The sequence below is a fragment of the Natronolimnobius baerhuensis genome (genome assembly GCF_002177135.1).
Classification (GTDB): domain Archaea; phylum Halobacteriota; class Halobacteria; order Halobacteriales; family Natrialbaceae; genus Natronolimnobius; species Natronolimnobius baerhuensis.
This window is the reverse complement of record NZ_MWPH01000004.1, coordinates 186,634-203,532: the sequence shown is the minus strand read 5'-3', so window position 1 is coordinate 203,532 and position 16,899 is coordinate 186,634. Positions and strand designations below refer to the sequence as shown.

The 16,899-nt window shown below is 59.3% G+C and carries 16 protein-coding genes; 11 read left to right on the top strand and 5 right to left on the bottom strand.

The annotated features are described in order from the left end of the window. Positions 1-68: 68 nt before the first annotated feature. From B2G88_RS17225 to B2G88_RS17210, 4 genes are all read left to right on the top strand, one after another. Complete coding sequence (locus B2G88_RS17225) at positions 69-317, top strand: antitoxin VapB family protein (protein WP_054862391.1); 249 nt, start codon at positions 69-71, stop codon at positions 315-317. Further along, complete coding sequence (locus B2G88_RS17220; RefSeq protein WP_054862390.1) at positions 314-694, top strand: type II toxin-antitoxin system VapC family toxin; 381 nt, start codon at positions 314-316, stop codon at positions 692-694. Before B2G88_RS17225 ends, B2G88_RS17220 begins: the two co-directional genes overlap by 4 nt. A gap of 85 nt (positions 695-779) precedes the next feature. Then, positions 780-1,568 (top strand): 2-oxo acid dehydrogenase subunit E2, encoded by a 789-nt coding sequence (locus B2G88_RS17215; RefSeq protein WP_087715505.1) that lies wholly within the window; start codon positions 780-782, stop codon positions 1,566-1,568. Positions 1,569-1,629: 61 nt separating this feature from the next. Beyond that, complete coding sequence (locus B2G88_RS17210) at positions 1,630-2,388, top strand: hypothetical protein (RefSeq protein WP_087715504.1); 759 nt, start codon at positions 1,630-1,632, stop codon at positions 2,386-2,388. 9 nt (positions 2,389-2,397) lie between these two features. On the opposite strand, the gene B2G88_RS17205 is transcribed toward B2G88_RS17210, so the two are convergent. Continuing rightward, a complete protein-coding gene (locus tag B2G88_RS17205; RefSeq protein WP_054862389.1) occupies positions 2,398-3,105 on the bottom strand; it encodes a phosphatase PAP2 family protein in 708 nt (235 codons plus the stop codon). Positions 3,106-3,350: 245 nt separating this feature from the next. Between B2G88_RS17205 and B2G88_RS17200 the strand changes: the two genes are divergently transcribed. Both B2G88_RS17200 and aglF read left to right on the top strand, forming a co-directional pair. Beyond that, positions 3,351-4,511: a winged helix-turn-helix transcriptional regulator gene (locus B2G88_RS17200; protein ID WP_176393283.1), complete on the top strand. Its 1,161-nt coding sequence runs from the start codon at positions 3,351-3,353 to the stop codon at positions 4,509-4,511. A 315-nt stretch (positions 4,512-4,826) separates the two neighbouring features. Then, entirely contained in the window at positions 4,827-5,618 is a 792-nt protein-coding gene (aglF, locus tag B2G88_RS17195; RefSeq protein WP_054862386.1) for a UTP--glucose-1-phosphate uridylyltransferase AglF, read from the top strand. 20 nt (positions 5,619-5,638) lie between these two features. On the opposite strand, the gene B2G88_RS17190 is transcribed toward aglF, so the two are convergent. Continuing rightward, positions 5,639-6,460 carry a hypothetical protein gene (locus B2G88_RS17190; protein WP_140408894.1) on the bottom strand — a complete coding sequence of 274 codons (822 nt, stop codon included), beginning with the start codon at positions 6,458-6,460 and terminating at the stop codon, positions 5,639-5,641. A gap of 444 nt (positions 6,461-6,904) precedes the next feature. Here B2G88_RS17190 and B2G88_RS17185 point away from each other — a divergent pair, with 444 nt between their 5' ends. The 4 genes from B2G88_RS17185 to B2G88_RS17170 all read left to right on the top strand — a co-directional run bounded on the left by B2G88_RS17185 (position 6,905) and on the right by B2G88_RS17170 (position 12,464). Continuing rightward, positions 6,905-7,789, top strand: a complete 885-nt coding sequence (locus B2G88_RS17185) for a hypothetical protein (RefSeq protein WP_054862446.1) — start codon at positions 6,905-6,907, stop codon at positions 7,787-7,789. Positions 7,790-7,849: 60 nt separating this feature from the next. Next, on the top strand, positions 7,850-10,297 hold the full coding sequence (locus tag B2G88_RS17180; protein WP_087715501.1) for an MFS transporter: 2,448 nt from the start codon (positions 7,850-7,852) through the stop codon (positions 10,295-10,297). 266 nt (positions 10,298-10,563) lie between these two features. Beyond that, on the top strand, positions 10,564-12,018 hold the full coding sequence (locus B2G88_RS17175; protein ID WP_087715500.1) for a sugar transferase: 1,455 nt from the start codon (positions 10,564-10,566) through the stop codon (positions 12,016-12,018). Between the two features lie 185 nt (positions 12,019-12,203). Beyond that, positions 12,204-12,464, top strand: coding sequence for a HalOD1 output domain-containing protein (locus tag B2G88_RS17170; RefSeq protein ID WP_054862383.1), 261 nt, complete (start codon positions 12,204-12,206; stop codon positions 12,462-12,464). 13 nt (positions 12,465-12,477) lie between these two features. On the opposite strand, the gene B2G88_RS19990 is transcribed toward B2G88_RS17170, so the two are convergent. The 3 genes from B2G88_RS19990 to B2G88_RS17155 all read right to left on the bottom strand — a co-directional run bounded on the left by B2G88_RS19990 (position 12,478) and on the right by B2G88_RS17155 (position 15,468). Next, positions 12,478-13,083 (bottom strand): hypothetical protein, encoded by a 606-nt coding sequence (locus B2G88_RS19990; protein ID WP_176393282.1) that lies wholly within the window; start codon positions 13,081-13,083, stop codon positions 12,478-12,480. Between the two features lie 6 nt (positions 13,084-13,089). Further along, positions 13,090-14,217 carry a DUF4330 family protein gene (locus B2G88_RS17160; protein WP_054862382.1) on the bottom strand — a complete coding sequence of 376 codons (1,128 nt, stop codon included), beginning with the start codon at positions 14,215-14,217 and terminating at the stop codon, positions 13,090-13,092. Positions 14,218-14,730: 513 nt separating this feature from the next. Then, the gene (locus tag B2G88_RS17155; RefSeq protein WP_087715499.1) at positions 14,731-15,468 is read right to left on the bottom strand and encodes a class I SAM-dependent methyltransferase; all 738 of its coding nucleotides are present in this window, start codon (positions 15,466-15,468) and stop codon (positions 14,731-14,733) included. 239 nt (positions 15,469-15,707) lie between these two features. On the opposite strand from B2G88_RS17155, the gene B2G88_RS17150 reads away from it, so the two are divergent. Beyond that, positions 15,708-16,886 carry a glycosyltransferase gene (locus B2G88_RS17150; protein WP_054862381.1) on the top strand — a complete coding sequence of 393 codons (1,179 nt, stop codon included), beginning with the start codon at positions 15,708-15,710 and terminating at the stop codon, positions 16,884-16,886. The last annotated feature ends 13 nt before the right edge of the window (positions 16,887-16,899 follow it).

The window sequence follows — 16,899 nt, the reverse complement described above, 5'->3', positions numbered from 1 at the left end:
ATCCGAGAGTCGCTCCCTCACCAATAGATTTATTCACAGAAAAGACGTACGTGTACACGTACGTTCACATGGCAACGAAAACAGTGACGATCACGGAGGAGGCCTACGAACGGCTCAAAGCTCACAAACGGAGCGACGAGAGCTTTACAGACACGGTTATCCGATTGACGGAATCCGATACTGATATCATGAACGGATTTGGTGTCCTCGCTGACGACGATGGGTTTGCTTCGGCAGCAGGTCGCACGCGAGAGGAACTTGATGACGCGTTTGACGACCGGCGTCAGCAACGTGAGCAACGTGATGGTGACAAATGATCGTCCTCGACTCTTCGTTTCTGATTGATTATCTTCGAGGGAACGACGCTGCAAAAGTATTTTTGGACGCGCAAGACGAGCCTGTCTATTATGTGCCAACGATAGTGTTGTTCGAATTATATCGTGATGCGGCATGGGCTGACAATCGATCACTCGAGACCGTTATCGCGGGACTAGAATGGGCTGAACCGTTGCCGTTCGATGCACCTGCAACACGTGAGGCAGCACAGATCCATGCAGAACTGCTTGAGGCAGGGACACAGATCAATCTCGCAGATATCATGATCGCTGGTATCTGTCGATACCACGACGCATCAATTGTGACCCGCGACGGCGACTTTGAAGCCGTCGAGAACCTCGAGACGATTTCCTACTGACGGCGACACAAGAGTGTGGGGCCAACCGGTGTCGAACGCGCGACCGCAGGCAAACGCGTATGCCTGTCGTTGTCCTCCACAACCTATGACTGATGAGGGAGAGACGGTCGAACCGTTTCCGATGCAGCGTCGTGGAACTGTCGACTACATGCGGGTTGCTGGGCGACGAAGCGTCGTTCACGGCCTCGTCGAGTTCGATGTCACTGTCCCTCGACGTCAAATACGGGAGCGAGAGTTGGAGACTGGTGGCAGCCTCTCGTTCACTGCATTTCTCGTGTATTGTCTCGCGAACGTACTCGAGGACCACCCGGAGATGCAATCGTTTCGTGACTGGTGCGGTCGGATCGTCCGGTTTGATACCGTTGACGTGATGGTGATTATCGAAACCCAGGGGAGCAACGGTCCTGTTGGTGTTCCACACGTTATTCGAACTGCAAATCGGCGCTCACTCCGGTCGATCCACGACGAGATTCGAACGGCACAGACGGATCCAACCGAGGGTCGCCAGTCGCGCCTTGCCTCATTGGGACTCAGACTCCCTGGACCGATTCGACGGCTGTTTTGGCGACTGCCGCGAGTGTCACCTCGCCACTGGAAACGCATCGCAGGAACTGTCGCCGTGACCTCGCTCGGTATGTTCGGAACTGGCGGCGGCTGGGGAATCAGCCCGACGACCTATCCACTGCAGATGACAGTCGGCGGCATCGAGCGCAAGCCAAGCCTTGTCGACGGTGAGATCGAGCCCAGAGAACTGCTCTGTCTCACTGTGACCGTCGACCACGATGTTGTCGATGGTGCACCCGCCGCGCGGTTCGTCCAGCGGCTGAAAGAACGCGTCGAAGCTGGAAACGGGATTGAAACGGCACTCGAGTAGCTGTCCGGTCATCGACGGCGGCGCTGAATACGTTTATTTCGAACCATCACGAAGAACGCTCGTGATCGTCGTCGCAACGTCGGACTTCGAGGTGTATCACGGCGTCGTCAACGAGCTTCGGGATCGGGGTTCGCAGTTCACGACGCTCGAGCCGGACGAGTCGCTACCCGAGCAAACCGCGGTCGTCGTTACCGACGAGGCCCACGCCGATGAGTTCGAGAACGTGACGACAATCGTCGCGGCCCCGGACGAGCCACGCCGCGCCGTCGATCAGGCGTTGACCGCTGTTCGCGGCGATGGCGGGCGAACGATTATCGGCGTCGATCCCGGCCGAAAGCCCGGTATCGCTGTGCTGGCTGGCGAGATGGTCGTCGCCGCGTTTCAGGTGCCACTCACGGACGCGGTCGACGTTATCCAGCGCGAGGCCAGCGAGGCGGCCAACCCGCTCGTCCGAATCGGCGACGGCTCTCGACTCCAGGGTGCCAAACTCGTCAACGACCTCGAGGACGTGCAGGTCGAACTCGTCGATGAAACCGGGACGACTCCCTATCTCGGAACGGGCGCACGCGGGATGGAGGACGTCCTCGCAGCGGTGAACATCGCCCGTCTCGAGGGCGAACTCGTCGACCGTCGTGAGATCGAGCCGACGGCTGGCGAGTTACAGGTGATCAAGGATCGCTCGCGCGAGCAGAGCGAGCACAATCGCGCGATTGATGAGGGACTCGCGCGGCGGGTTGCTGCCGGCGAGTTGACTATCGCGGAGGCACTGCTCGAGCATCGAGCGGACGAACGTGATGGAGAAGATGACGAGACAGCCTGAAACGGCCCCTTATTGTACGACTGCCGCCCAGCGATTCTGGACTGCTGGCCTCGAGATGACCCACCAGGTCGTCGCCCCGCCGAGACACCCGGCGAACGCGAGGACGCCGTCAGTCGAGATCCCGGCAACGACGAGTGCGAGCGCGCCGAGTGCGGCGGCACCGGCGAACGCCTTCGTCGGCTCTGTATCAGTGAGTCTTGCGCCAATCAGGAGGAAACCAACGCCGAAGATGACCGATGCGACGACGTCGACGAGATAGTGAACGCCGAGGATGAGTCGAGAGACGCTGACGAGAGCGATGATCGCGCCCGCGATGGCCACTCGAGTCCGGCGTGTGAGTCGCCCGCGGAGTCCCCAGAGGGCGAGTGCGGTCCAGAGGAGTGTCGCGGCCATCGTGTGTCCGCTCGGGAAGCCATCGCCTCCGCGTGGGACTGCCTGGAGTTCGGTTGGTGGCCGAGGGAGGCCAAACGCCGTTTTGAGGATGAGCGTGAACGCGAGGCCACCGAGGACAATCGCCAGCACGAACGCGGTTTGGTCGGTAATGAGTTGTCCGCGCCCACAGCGGGCGGATCGATAGGCATCGACGCCTGCAAGGACGGCTAAGACGCCCACGACGAGGACTTCGTCGCCGAGCATGGCCGTGAGCTCGGCTATCGGGACGACCCACTCCGGGAGGTGCGTGCGAATGAACTCAGTGACGCCGAGGCTTCGGTCCATAGGTGGTCAGCGGACGCAAACCGAGAGACGCTCGAGTTGCGCTTTCGTGCGTCTTTTCCCTGCTGGGTAATTTGTGTGTCGGAATTCGAATCGGTTGAGACGGGTCATCTGTGCTGGGCGACAGTATTTGCACATCAACACTACTTAAAGTCAATTCAGTAATATGACGCACTGAGTGTATGTATATTCTACTTGAGAAACATATAACGGGCCAGCCGGAATCTGCTGGTGTACGCGAGTGGTCTATGGAGTCGAAATCGAGTACGTCGACGACGTCTGGGAGAGTTACCAAACACGGGGGGTCCGTTCCGCGGGCCGTCTTACACAAGAAGATCCTCGACACTGCAGAATCCCGTCCGGATGCATCGATGGAAGCCATCGCCGACGGCGTCAGCGGTGCCACCGTCTCGATTGTCGAGCAGGTGCTCGAGGAGTACGGCGATCCGGGAGCACAGGCTGCGGTGAGTGACGACGGAGCTGCAAGCGCTGGTGACGAACCAGCAAGCGATGGGGATGGGTCATCCGATGAAGATGCTGCTGTTGATGACAGTGACTCGAGCATTTTTCGGGAGGACTCCTCGAGTGCGCCGACAGTGACTGAACCGACCGACGAACCGGAGACGGGTGATGAATCAGCTGTCGACGCTGAGGCAGGAGCCGTCGACCCTGCGGAGTCCGACGGGGACGGGCAGGACGACTCACTCGAGCCGGCGGACGTAACCGAAAAGCAACGCGAGACATTGCGGGCGATTGCCCGGCAGCCAACGGCGACGCAGGCGACACTGGCCGACCAACTCGGTGTCACGAGTGCAACGATCAGCCAGCGCGTCAACTCCATCGAGGGTTTCGACTGGTCGAACCGCCGTGCGTTCGTTGCGACAGTGTTCGACGAAGTTCCACTCGAGGAGGCGGACGAAACCGACCAAGAACTCGAGCAGGCGGACGAGAGTGGACCGAACCTCGAGATCGGGGAGGAAACCGACCAGGACCACGCTGACGCCGAGGCGGGCGACCAGTCTGTGACTGACGAGACGGATGCGGATTCGGGTTGTGATCCCCGCGGACCCGAGCACGAACGCGACACCACCGGAGATGACGACCCAATGCGCTCGACAGATACTCACGAGACGCTGGCGGACGACGCAGTCGAGCCGACACTCGAGGCACTCGAAGCACTAACCGAACAGGTCGAAGCGTTGGAAACGCGACTCGAGGGGCTCGAGGAGCGGTCTCTGACTCCCGAGACAGAGTCGGAACCGGCTCGTGAGACCGCCACTGGCGTCCTATCCGATCCCGAACTGACGCATAAGGTCCTCCATGCGTGCTTTCAGGCCGAAAACATCTCCGAGGAGGAGGAACTCCAACTCCTGAAAGAAGCGACCGGTGCCGGGACGAACGCTGACTGAGTACGGCCGGTCGTCGCAGTACTCGCTTGTGTGTTGTCGCGTCTGTTACTCACGACTCACTCCCTTCTCACCGGGTGTGCCAGCCCCGGGTAAAAAAGAGCAGCAGCAACCCACAGTTTAAATCATTCTGCGTTGTTGACCTATCACACCTCGTCCTAGTATCGATGAGCTATCGCGAGACACTGTGCTACTAGTCCCTCGCGTGGGTCCTAGTACTAGCACTCGAGGCTAGAGCGAGTGACTCGAGGCTGGCGTCTCCGTTACTGGAGCAGTCATGGACTAGCTTTTTACCCGGGTTTGGCGTGGCCGTTGGGTATGCAAGCTGTCGTCTTAGCAGCAGGAAAGGGGACTCGCCTGCGACCGCTGACGGAAGACAAACCGAAAGCATTGGTCGAGGTCGATGGCCGGCCGATCATCGAAGACGTCTTCGACAACCTGCTCGCGGTCGGGGCCGAGGAGTTGATCGTCGTCGTTGGCTACCTGAAAGAACAGCTCATGGACCGCTACGGCGACGAGTACCGCGGTGTGCCGATCACCTACGCCCATCAGGAAGAACAACTCGGCCTCGCACATGCCATCTTGCAGGTCGAGCCGTACATCGAGGACGATTTCATGTTGATGCTCGGCGACAACGTGTTCCGGTCGAACCTCGCCGACGTAATCAACCGCCAGGGCGAGGACCGTGCTGATGCCGCCTTCCTCGTCGAAGAAGTCCCGTACGAGGAAGCCTCGAGATACGGCGTCCTCGATACGAACGAGTACGGCGAGATCGTCGAAGTCATCGAGAAGCCCGAGGAGCCACCATCGAATCTGGTGATGACTGGCTTTTACACCTTTACGCCGGCGATCTTCCACGCCTGTCAGCTCGTCCAGCCGAGTGACCGCGGCGAGTACGAACTCTCGGATGCCATCGACCTGCTCATCCACTCCGGACGGACGATTGACGCGCTTCGGATGGAAGGCTGGCGCATCGACGTGGGGTATCCCGAGGACCGGGAGCGCGCAACACAGCGCCTCGAGCGCGAGAGCGAAGGTGAGGTCGGCACCGAGTCCGGAACGCCACAGGCGTCCGTGAGTACGGCGACACCGGAAGCCGAAACGGACTGAGAGGGTCTATTGTACCGAGGTTACGAGTCTGGGGTGCTGGGTTCGTCGTCCTCGTCAGCGTCCGTTTCTGTGTCTGCAGTTTCTGTTTCATCCGTTTCAGCAGTCTCTGCGTTATCCTCGAGAGCCGCATCGGCGTTCGTGTCGCCGGATTCGGTGCTCGAGTCCCCGTCAGATCCGTCGTCAACGACATCTTCTGCATCGCTGGCGGAGAGTTCCTCGGCGGTCGCGAGCGAGCGTTCGATCACGTCGTCCATCGTGAACTCGTCGTCGTGGTAGGCCATCGCCCATTCGCTGTCGACGTGCCAGGAGAGCAGTTCCTCGTCACCATCGAGAACAGTGGCGTCCATCCGCGTCGTCTCGAGGCCTTCACCGACTGCGCCGACGTAGGCTCCCGTGACGTAGCCCGCGTGCTCGAGGAATTCGGCTTCTGACGTTGCGCTGCGCTGGTACTCAACCTCGAAGATGTCGCCGGTTGGCTCGGCGCTGACGAGGTCGATTCCGCCGCGATCCATCGTCGTCTCGTAGAGGATGACGATTTCGCCGGTTGAGAGCGTTCGGTCAGCATCTGGGTCGAACGCGTCGGCTGGCGGCTCATCTGCGTGCTCGTCCTCAGTCGCGCCAGGGCCGAACTCACCGCCGACGCCGCCGTAGGTTGCCCCGACGAGGACCACGCCCCAGAGGACGAACAGGCCGCCGCCGGCGACGAGACCGGCTTTCAGTCCGCCATCCGGGCTGATACCCGGCAATTGTGAGAGTCGGCTGGCGACCCCGCGGTAGTTGGTCGCGACGGCCCCCACCACGAGCACCGGGAGGAGAACAAGCGCGACTGGTACGGCAATCAAATATCCACTCCCGACCACGAGCGAACGGACTCGTCGGTCAGGATCAATGCCCGGAAGCTGGGACCATCCCATACCAGCCGAATCACCGTCCAGGGTTTTGTTAATTGTTCAACACATAATCCAGTCAGCTCGAGTGTCTGTTGTAGGCCGACCAATACTTGCTGCCGGCGTCGGGGTCCGCCGTCTCGTGGCTGGCGCACGAGTCCGTCGGGCGAAGAGTTCGTCTCGACGAATGAGCGCCAGTTTCTCGACCGAAGGGTCGTCTGTAGTCGTCATCTGTGTGGCTGTACGACGCTCATATCTACTACTGGGCCGGTCGTGTCTCGCGGTAATGGTACCCCAGTGGGACACAGCACAGCAGCGGTGGGATCGACGACTGCGACCGCCCTTGAGTGGGCAGCTGACTGTCGAGACTCGAGCAGACTCGCGCCTGCGGAGGAAGCGATGACGTCGGCCGATTTCCGTTCGCGCCGGCTCCGCATCGGGGTCGCCTGCGTCGGCGGTGTCGTTCTTGCCAGCATTTTCCTCCTTGGCGTCGGTATGGGGCCGCCCTCGAGTGCGGGACTTGCAGTGGCACAGGATGAGGGTGTCTCCGAAGACGCAGCCGAGATCCCGGCACCAGAGCCAGGCGATCCGTTCTTCGAGGAGGCAGCCGACGACGGGAGTTGGGTGAGTTATATCAATCCGCGCGATGAGTACCGAGAACCCTACCTGGGAGAGGGCTCCGGGAAAATTTGCGTGACGCTACTCAACGAAGCCGGTGAGCCAATCACTGGCGAGAGCGTCCCTGACACAACTGCGACGATCTCGACCGGGGAGTCACTCGAGTGGCACGGCGACGCCGAGCCGTTCACTGTTGAGTTCCCACTGACGGAGCACTACGACCGCCCGTTCGACAGCGACCAGTTCGGTACCGATCCGGACGTGCCACAGGGCGATGGCTACATGGATTCACACTGTCTCGAGTGGCACGGCCTCCCCGAAGACGAGACTGTCGAGTACGGCGCGGTCGAACTCGAGGGCGAACACGCGGACGATCTCGAGGTTGTCGGCTACGTCCAGCAGGCACACGAGGCCTGGGACACCGACGTCGACCCACTCGAGGATGCGGTCGCCTACGACGAGGTCGGCGGCTGGACCTACGAGACCGATGCCTCACACGGGCAGGTCGTTGCCGTGTTGCAACTCGCAGGGGACGACGCGGGATCGGGAACGGTCGCCGCTGCAGACGACAGCGATGACGACGGCCTGCTCGAGTGGCCAATTATTGGCGGAGTCCTCGTTGTTGTCGTCCTCGTCACGCTCGCAGTTATCGCCTCCCGTCGCTGAGTGCATGCAGGACGACTGTGCTCGCAGCCTTTATCAAATCACGGCGCGACATACGCGCTAATGGCCGAGGAACCGGACCCCGCCACGGTCGCCGACGCGGCGGCCGACTTCTGTGCGGATACCGACGACGGCGAGGCGACACTCGAGACAGTCCTCGCCGTCGATGCCGACCACGAGACGTGGACGTTCGACGACCTCCCGCTGGATTCGGGAACGTTCGGCGAGCTTGTCTCCCGTGAACTCGTCACCAAAACCAACGGCGAGTACGAGGTGGCGAGTCGCAAGGGAGTACAAACGGCACTCGAGGGCGAGTCACTCGCTGCGGAGGACGCAGAGACGGGCCCAACACTCGCCGAGCGCGTTTCCGTCGACCTCGATGGGCGAGCACTGGCTGGACTCGCCGGCGTGATTGCCGTTTTGGCCGCGATGCGCCTGTTGAACTATCGGTCCGTCTTTCAGGGCGATCACGTCGTCTCGCCGGGGAACGACCCGTACTACTATCGCTACTGGACCGAGGAGTTACTCGCGAGTTCGGACGGGCTGACCGACTGGAGCGTCATCACCGACATGCCCGGCGGTGCTGCTAGCACGCGCCCCTTTACTCACGCTGCAAACTGGCTGTTCGCCTCGTTGCTCGGCGGCGATCAGTGGGCCGCGGCGATGGTCGCCGCGTGGGTGCCCATCGTCATGACGCTCCTGCTTGGGATCGTCGTCTACTGGCTCGCCGTTACCCTCACCGACGACGTCCGCGTCGGCCTCGCGTCCGTCTTCTTGCTGGCGTTGACGCCCGTCCACGCAGTGTATACGTCCGCTGGCTTCCTCGAGCATCGACCCTATCAGTACTTTTGGCTCGGCGTGACGCTGCTGGCACTGGGCTGGCTGGCGGTCGATGTACAGCGCCGCCGAGAGTGGGAACGGTCCTCGCGGGCGGCAATCCGGGCGCACCTCCAGCAGCCGGGAACGTGGCTTGCAACCGGCGTTCTCGGTGTTGCACTCGCCCTGTCGGCCCACGCCTGGGGTGGCTCGGCACTGATGTTCATCCCCGTTGCCGGCTACGTCGGGCTGAAAGTCGCTCTCGATGCGCGAAACGGAATTTCGCCGACGCTGGCGAACGCACCCGTCCTCGTCGGACTGGCGATTGCTGCGGGCGTCTCCGGCTTCCTGCACGTCCGCTGGGGCTGGCACGAACCCTTTACCGCACTCGTCCCCGTGCTCGTCGTCGTCGGGGCCGTAGTTGTTGCCGGGCTTGGCGAACTCTGGCAGCGCCTCGAGTGGCCAACGACTGGGTTGGTCGGACTCGAGGCAGTCACAGCAGTCGTCGGAATTCTCGCGTTTCGATCCGTTCGCCCGGACGAATGGGCGAGGCTGCGGGACCGTGCCGATGACGTCTTCTACAGAGAACATCACGGTGCAACAGAGATCGGCTCACTATTTGCAACCGAGAACGCGATCATCCTCGAGCCGATGGCTCAGATCGGAATTGGCTTCTATCTCGCGATTGGTGTCCTGCTGTGGGCGTGCTGGGTGACCGTACAGCGCTATGAACCCGGCTGGCTGTTGCTGTCGGTGTATGGCGTGTACTGGCTCGTGATGGCGGCATTTCAGGTTCGATTCGCTGCGCAGTTAACGATCATCCTCTCGATTCTCGGTGGCCTGGGACTCGTCTACTTGCTGTCGTGGGTTGAATTGGCGCGCGCGCCACAGCCGTTCCGGGACCGGAAACCGGATGAGGGACGCGACGGGCGGTCCCGCAAAGCCGCTGCCGACGGTGGCGAGCGCGAGCAGAGTATTCGGATTCCAGCCGACCGCAAAAAACTCCTCGCGCTGGTCTGGGTCGTCCTGTTGATCTGTGGGTTAAACCTGTTTTTCGTTCCGTCGTTGAGCGCACAGACGACCTACAGCGAGGGTGAGTTCGGCGCGGCGATGGCGATTGACGCACACGCCACCGACCTCGAGCGCGACGGAAGCGGCGAGTTCGTGCTGAGTCAGTGGGGTGACAACCGGATGTACAACTACTTCGTCAGCGGCGACTCACAGAGTTACTCCTACGCGGCGAACACCTACGACGAGTTCGCAGCCGACGACGACCCGGACGCCTGGTACGCCGACGAGTTCGATGGGCGGGTCGGCTACGTCGTCGTGACTGACCGCGGCGAGGTCATGGGAACGAACGCCTACGTGCAACTCCATGGTGAGCACGGCACCGGCGGCACTGGCGACCCACTCGAGCACTATCAGGCAATCTACCTCGACGAGGAGGCCTCGGCATTTGCCGTCGTCCCCGGTGCGAACATCACGGCGACTGGCGAACCCGGCGAGACGGTGGCCCTCGAGACCGAACAGTCCGTCTCGGACGAGACGATTGTCTACGAGCGAGAGGTGACGGTTGACGACGATGGCGAACTCTCTGTGACAGTGCCGTACCCGGGCGAGTACACCGTCGGCGATGAGACGCTCGAGGTCTCCGCGTCGGCTGTCGAAACCGGCGAGACAGTCGCACTCGAGTAGTCAGTTCATACTGTTGCCAGTCTGTGCGTGAGCGGAATGTCTCGAGTGGGCACTCGGAATCGCGGGACTGCATCTGGGTACTCAGGAGAATCGTGAATCACTCGAGCAGGCGAGTGTGCCTGCCTCGGCAACGCTGACTGATTACTGTTGCTGACATAACACGACAATCGAGAGTCACTCCGATCAGAGTGAGTATCTTCGGTGGACAAACGCTCAGGATAAAATATAAAATATATTATACGACCCGCTGGTGTGCGACGGAACGAATGTTGACCGGATGGAAGTACCGGCTGGTAAGCGTCGTCGGCGTGATTGTGGTGACCGCGGGTGCCGTCGCCGTTGCGAATCACCCGTTTCCACAGCGTCTGTTTACGACGCACGTGCCAGTCTTCAACCGCCTCGAGGTGACCGTTCTCTCGGGGAGTGAGTTTTACTGGGCGCTCATCCTGAGCATCGGCGCTGTCATGGGGTGTCTCGCGCCGCTGTATCGGCCCCATCCGCGGCGCGTGCTCGATACTGTCTTTTTCGCTCAAAAGCGCGTGCTCGTGGCCGGCTCTGTCCTCGCGACGCTTGGGTACTTCAACTACACCTATCGGCTCCCGCGGGCGACGCTCGTGATGACGTTCGGTATTCTGTCGGTCGCAGTACCCGCGTGGTTCGTCTGGATTCGTCGCCGCCCTGGCAACGGTGCCGCACGGACGCTCGTCGTCGGGGACGACCTCGATCAAATCGACCGCATCGCCCCGCTGCTTTCGGTCCCCGTTCACGGCTATCTCTGCCCGTCCGTCGTCGGCACTCGAACCGACCTTGAGTCCGTCCGACCCGCACCCGACGGCGGAATCGAACAAACTGATGCCGACCGCCTCGCGGCCAACGGCTACGGCAACGTTGACGGCCTCGCACGCCTTGGCGGGCTCTCACGCCTCGAGAATGTCTTGCTCGAGCACGACGTCGATACGGTCGTCCTAGCGTTTCGTCACGCCGACCGCGCGGAGTTCTTCGGCGCGCTCGATGCCTGTCACGAATACGGCGTCGATGTGAAGGTTCATCGGGACTACGCGGACAGCGTGCTTGTCTCCGAAGGCGATGTCGACGAGTTCGTCGATGTCGACCTCGAGCCGTGGGACCCGCTCGACCACCTCGGCAAGCGACTGTTCGATATCGTCTTTGCGACGGTCGGACTGCTCGTGTTCGCACCGCTCATGATCGTGATCTCCGCTGCGATCAAACTCGACAGTCCCGGACCGGTGCTGTACGATCAGGACCGGACCGCCGGCTTCGGCGAGACGTTTCCCGTCTACAAGTTCCGGACGATGATCCCCGAGGGCGAATCGGTGACTCCCGCTGCGGATGCGGAAAACGACCGAATTACGCGCGTGGGTCGCCTGTTACGACGAACGCATCTGGACGAACTCCCACAGCTCTGGTCGATTCTGATCGGCGAGATGAGCGTCGTCGGCCCGCGGGCCGCCTGGACCGAAGAGGAAGTCCTCCTCGAGGCCGATGCTCCCTCCTGGCGCAAGCGCTGGTTCGTCAAACCCGGTTTGACCGGGTTAGCACAGGTAAACGGCGCGAAGAGTACGAACCCGAACGAGAAACTGCGCTACGACCTCGAATACATCCGGCGCCAGTCGTTCTGGTTCGACGTGAAAATCGTGATTCGGCAGCTTTGGACCGTCCTCACGGATCTCTGGGCCGCAGTGTTGCGTCGGCGTTCGTAATGGAGAGGTGGGTGTCTCGGAGTGGGATGGTGGGAATTCGAATTGATTACCGATAGTGGTTGTGTATAATTATATCATTCACAAGTACCGATATATCTGGCACTCTGTTTTACTAACTAATCAGTCAGTCTTATTCGTCAGCGGTTCTTCCTCTCAGGTTGGGAGTCCCCGTTCCCGTCCCTACCATGGAATACACTATTCAACGCGGTGAGTCTGCGAGTACCGCCGTGGTTTCCGCGCTCGCGGCCTACACGGACCAGCCGCCCGAGTCGGTTGGGCCGCTGTACGATATTGTCGAGCCGGATGCTCTCGATGCACTCGTCGACCACCAGGGCGAGTTGACTGTCCGGTTTGTCCACGAGGGTACAGAAATCGTTGTCACAACGGACTCCGTCCGAATCAATGCTGCTGAGGACGCAGTCTCAGAGTCACAGCCAGAGTCGTAGCCGCGACTGCGTTTTAGCACCGGTTGGTGTCCGCGTCGGCATCTGGAGTCGTTTCCTCGTCAGCCGAGGCTTCGTGTGCTTCTGACTCCGGTGGCTCCGGCGGCTCGAATGCCGCACTGAGCAGTTCCCAGGTTCGGGTTTCAGTCAGGTCCTCGAGCGTTCGCTCCGAGCGCAGGCCGAGTGCTGCCGCGCCGGCAAGTGCAACGTGTGCGCCGAGCCAGAGCGTTCCTGTCTGGCTGAGAGCGACCGAGAGAAGCAGCGAGATGGAGAGTGCAGCGAGCGTTGCAATGCCCAGCACGCGAAGCGGTCGGCGTTCGAAGCGAGCCGCGATGTCGCGGCCGATGTCGACCGCACGCGAGGAGTGGGCTGCTCGAGCGAACTGTGCGATGATCGCGTCGAGAATCCGGATGAACGGGCCGACGGTGTACGTTTCCCGCAGGTCGATCACGATGACGTCCGGATCGGGCTCTTTCGTGAGCCAGCGATAGCACCACGAGTGGCGGACGTAGCGTGCGAGGGTTCGTGTCGTGGCTGTGAGTCTGGATCGTTCAGCACCCGCTCGCAGGCGCTGCTCGATGGAATCGCGGTCTGCGTGGGTGTCGACGTTCGAATCTGTCATAGGCGGTCAGTCGATGATCCAGGCGCGTTCGTCGATAGTCGTGACGCCGAAATCGAGGTAGACGCTGTCGCCGTTACGCAACGGTGTCCCTTTGAACTGCGTCCCGAGGGTCGTTTCGCGAGTGTCTAACTCGACAGTCAGGGTGACGTCGTCCTGTGTCGGATGCTCGCGTTCGTGTATGTCGCCGTCGTCGGTTTCGACGATGACCGAGGCGGGGTCGCGCTCGACATCGGTGATCGTTGCCCAGGTGTCCCCACCCATCGTTTCGCTCAGGCCAGGTTCGAACTGGGACGCCTCGCGATCCTCGAGTCCCTCGAGGTCGATCTCGACGGTCGTCGTCGTGTCCTCGCCCGGTTCGGCTGTGGTCCCCGTCTCGCGGATCGTCGGTCCGAGCGTGTAGCCGTCGGTCGCGAACGCGATACTCGAGTCGGGTTCGACGATGGCGTTACCGTAGCGAACGGTGTTGTATTCGTCCTCACCCTCGAGCGTTGTGAGTGTTGCCCCCGCGATGACGCGATACTGGTCAGCAGCGATAGGGTAGACGGAGACGTTCTCGAGCGTGGCTGTCGTCTCGTCGCCGATCTGGGAGACGTCACCAGCGTCGATCTGCTCGGCCGTCGCGTGATCGACGGTCTGTTCGAACACGACGTCCGTCTCGGTCGTCGGGAGGTCGGCCGTGTCGTTCTCGAGCACGGTGGTCGTGCCCGTCACGTCGTAGGCATCCGTCTCGATTGAGACGTTCTGGCCCGTGGTGAGTTCCCTGTCGGCAAACTCGAGCGTCCCGTTGTCGTGTGCTGTCGCCTCGATTTCGGTTCGGACAGTGAGATGCGCGTCGTCGCTCGCGGTCCGGACTGCGTACGTGTCTGTAATCTCGAGGCGTTCGTTGCCTGCTGTCAGCTCGTCGCCCGCGGTGACGGCTTCGGCGGTTGTGATCGATTCGGTTCCGATCTCGAGGGTTGCATAGCGTGTGTCGGTGAGGTTCTCATCATCCTCGTCAGGGTCGTTGACTTCTGCACCGAGGACACCGACAGCGGCAACCCCAGCGATGACAACCGCGAGAACGAGCAGGACCACGAGTGCGTCGACGACGTTGACCGCGCCAAAGAGGTTCCCGTCATCGTCGATCACGTCCATGGCTCACCCGAAGTGTTCATATTTGTGGTGAGTCCGTCGGAGAGGTATAGGTGTTTTGTCCTGGGTGAGCGCGGTGTTCGCCTTAGACCAAGACTGTGAATAAATATAATTTGACATAGGTTTCCGGGTCTCGAGTCACTGTGGTGTGAGAGTGTATTAGAATAATATGTCCTCAAAGACAATACGTTTGTCCTCTACCCTCGGTTGTCGCACGGCCAATTCATATCCCTCAGATAAGATCATAAATGAATTGTCAATATGAGTAAGAACAAACAATATGATCATTCAGAGTATTCGCTCAGGAAGACTATTTTAAAATATCATGCCGACGACATCTGTCGGGGCGACCGCGTTCCGAGCAGTCTGCGTGAACAAAATTGGCAGGTAAATCCGACTGGAGCGTGTGGTTGTATGAGACGACAACGATGGTAGTTCGACTAGGAATTCACCATATCCTCAAGGAGTCAGTTGAGACCCAACTCCAGGGAAGGATCACCGAACCGGGTATGTCGCCTACTTACTCTTAATTATCACAGTCGGATTTAGCCATTTGAGCGCTGGGTAGGGACAATATTCAGTTGAGGTGCCGTTGAATTCCTCTGATAGCCATTTAATAGTCTGACGGAAGTCATATCCACGGTGATGGTCATTTCTTTCAAGTGGAGATTTTCCGATGATAGATAAACCAAGTTCTGTGAGCGATTTTGTTTTGCAGCGCCGGCCGTCAATAAAACGGTATGCTTCACGGATGCCGACCGCCGGTCCTACTTCGATCGGCGACGAGACAATGGCTTGTCCATTGGACGCTGTAACGCGTTTAAGTTCGGAGATTGCTGCTCGCTCGTCTGGAATGTGTTCGAGCACGTCAAGCGCAAACACCACATCGAATGAATCGGAATCGTATGGAAGGTTGGTTGCATCAGCCGCCGTATACTTAACCCCACTACCGTCGACTGTCGAATAGTCAAAGAGAGTGCGGGCAGTTGAAAACATCGGCTCTTCTCGAGGAATGTCTGTGAAATGAACATCATCAACGTATTTGGCTAGCGAAAGGGCAAAGACTCCAGTACCACCTCCGATAATAAGGGCCTGATTAGCAGGATGAAGGTCAGCAATATCGAGAGATCGGTCGAACCTATTATAATAATAGTCAGAAAAATGTCCAGTATACATATGCTGAATGTGCGAGAAGTCTGTACTGATTGTCTCTGGGTCTTTTTTTAGGACCTCTTCCAGACGGACTGCGGTCATATTCTTATTGAACCAGTCTGAGTCATATATCTATGGCTAATGGTTTGGTTATTCGAATATCCTGAGTATTTGACTAGCTTACACTAAATATTTCCATCATATATAATCTGAAAACATTATAGAACACATACGAGTCGAAATTTAACTAGAATAACATAATCGGCATCTCGCAATTTAATTCACGAAAATGAACCAAACCCTTAAAATCGATCCTTCGTGAAGTGTACTCACTCGTAGCGATGGTAATTGAAATTCTTTCCCTGATCACCTTCTGGGGTGCGCTGTATTTACTCGTCCATACCTACGCCGTCTATCCACTCTCAATGTGGATCGGAAGCCGCATACGCGGTCGAACATCCGACGCTTCACCATCTGAGCATCCACCTGTCGCACTAATTATCGCTGCATACAACGAGGAAGAGATTATCGGTGAAAAGATCGAGAACTGCCTCCAGCTAGTATACCCAGATGAGAAACTCAGAATTGTCGTTTTCTCCGACGCATCGTCAGATCGAACTGACGAGATCGTCAAAGAGTATGCTGACCACGGCGTCGAACTCGTGCGAATCGAAGGTCGCGTCGGAAAGACGGCCTGCCAAAACGAAGTAGCCGAACTAGTTGACGAGGATATTTTGGTATTCTCCGACGCAAACAGTATGTACGAATCGGACGCGATCCAGCAGTTAGTGCAGAACTTCGGCCCTGACGTCGGTTGTGTAGTCGGCGAACTTCGATACCGCCAATCCAATGGCGTGGAAGGCGAATCTGTCTACTGGCGTTACGAATCGCTGATCAAGCGCTTCGAGTCGCATGTTAACTCCCTCGTGACCGGCAACGGGTCAATTTACGCGATCCGTGCCGAATCGTACATCCCGCTTCCTCGAGACGCCATTAGTGACTTCGCCGAGCCGTTAGAAATCGTTCGCCAAGGAGAACTTGTCACGTACGCACCTACGGCAGTCGCGTGGGAGGATACGGAGAGTTCGTCAACGTCGGAGTCCCGCCGGCGCGTTCGGATCGTCACTCGATGTTGGCACGCAATAGCGAACTATCCTGACCTACTGAATCCGATTCGATATCCGCTGTTTTCGTATCAATTGTGGTCTCATAAACTTGTTCGCTGGCTATCACCGGTCCTGCTATTTTTAGTGTTCGTTGCAAGCGCAAGCCTCGTCCTGATGACTGGCTCGCTGCTCTATCAACTGTTGCTGGTCGGTCAGTTTGGTTTTTATCTCCTTGCTGCAATCGGCGCACTCGCGGCCCGTCTCGAGGTAGACGATCCGGTCGTCACTCATGTTCCATTTTATTTTCTTCACTCAAACTACGGCATGTTGCTCGGATTATGGAACTTCGTTCGCGGATCCAATATTGTTGTCTGGGAGACCTCCAGTCGAACCGAAGGGAAGAACAATTCGTAGCTTCTATCAGCTT

Bases quoted from the DNA above. Each gene is read 5' to 3' on its own strand.
- B2G88_RS17220 (WP_054862390.1), top strand. From the start codon at position 314: ATGATCGTCCTCGACTCTTCGTTTCTGATTGATTATCTTCGAGGGAAC.
- B2G88_RS17175 (WP_087715500.1), top strand. From the start codon at position 10,564: ATGTTGACCGGATGGAAGTACCGGCTGGTAAGCGTCGTCGGCGTGATT.
- B2G88_RS17170 (WP_054862383.1), top strand. From the start codon at position 12,204: ATGGAATACACTATTCAACGCGGTGAGTCTGCGAGTACCGCCGTGGTT.
- B2G88_RS17150 (WP_054862381.1), top strand. From the start codon at position 15,708: ATGGTAATTGAAATTCTTTCCCTGATCACCTTCTGGGGTGCGCTGTAT.
- B2G88_RS17155 (WP_087715499.1), bottom strand. From the start codon at position 15,468: ATGACCGCAGTCCGTCTGGAAGAGGTCCTAAAAAAAGACCCAGAGACA.
- B2G88_RS17180 (WP_087715501.1), top strand. From the start codon at position 7,850: ATGGCCGAGGAACCGGACCCCGCCACGGTCGCCGACGCGGCGGCCGAC.
- B2G88_RS17225 (WP_054862391.1), top strand. From the start codon at position 69: ATGGCAACGAAAACAGTGACGATCACGGAGGAGGCCTACGAACGGCTC.
- aglF (WP_054862386.1), top strand. From the start codon at position 4,827: ATGCAAGCTGTCGTCTTAGCAGCAGGAAAGGGGACTCGCCTGCGACCG.
- B2G88_RS19990 (WP_176393282.1), bottom strand. From the start codon at position 13,083: ATGACAGATTCGAACGTCGACACCCACGCAGACCGCGATTCCATCGAG.
- B2G88_RS17160 (WP_054862382.1), bottom strand. From the start codon at position 14,217: ATGGACGTGATCGACGATGACGGGAACCTCTTTGGCGCGGTCAACGTC.
- B2G88_RS17205 (WP_054862389.1), bottom strand. From the start codon at position 3,105: ATGGACCGAAGCCTCGGCGTCACTGAGTTCATTCGCACGCACCTCCCG.
- B2G88_RS17200 (WP_176393283.1), top strand. From the start codon at position 3,351: ATGGAGTCGAAATCGAGTACGTCGACGACGTCTGGGAGAGTTACCAAA.
- B2G88_RS17215 (WP_087715505.1), top strand. From the start codon at position 780: ATGACTGATGAGGGAGAGACGGTCGAACCGTTTCCGATGCAGCGTCGT.
- B2G88_RS17185 (WP_054862446.1), top strand. From the start codon at position 6,905: ATGACGTCGGCCGATTTCCGTTCGCGCCGGCTCCGCATCGGGGTCGCC.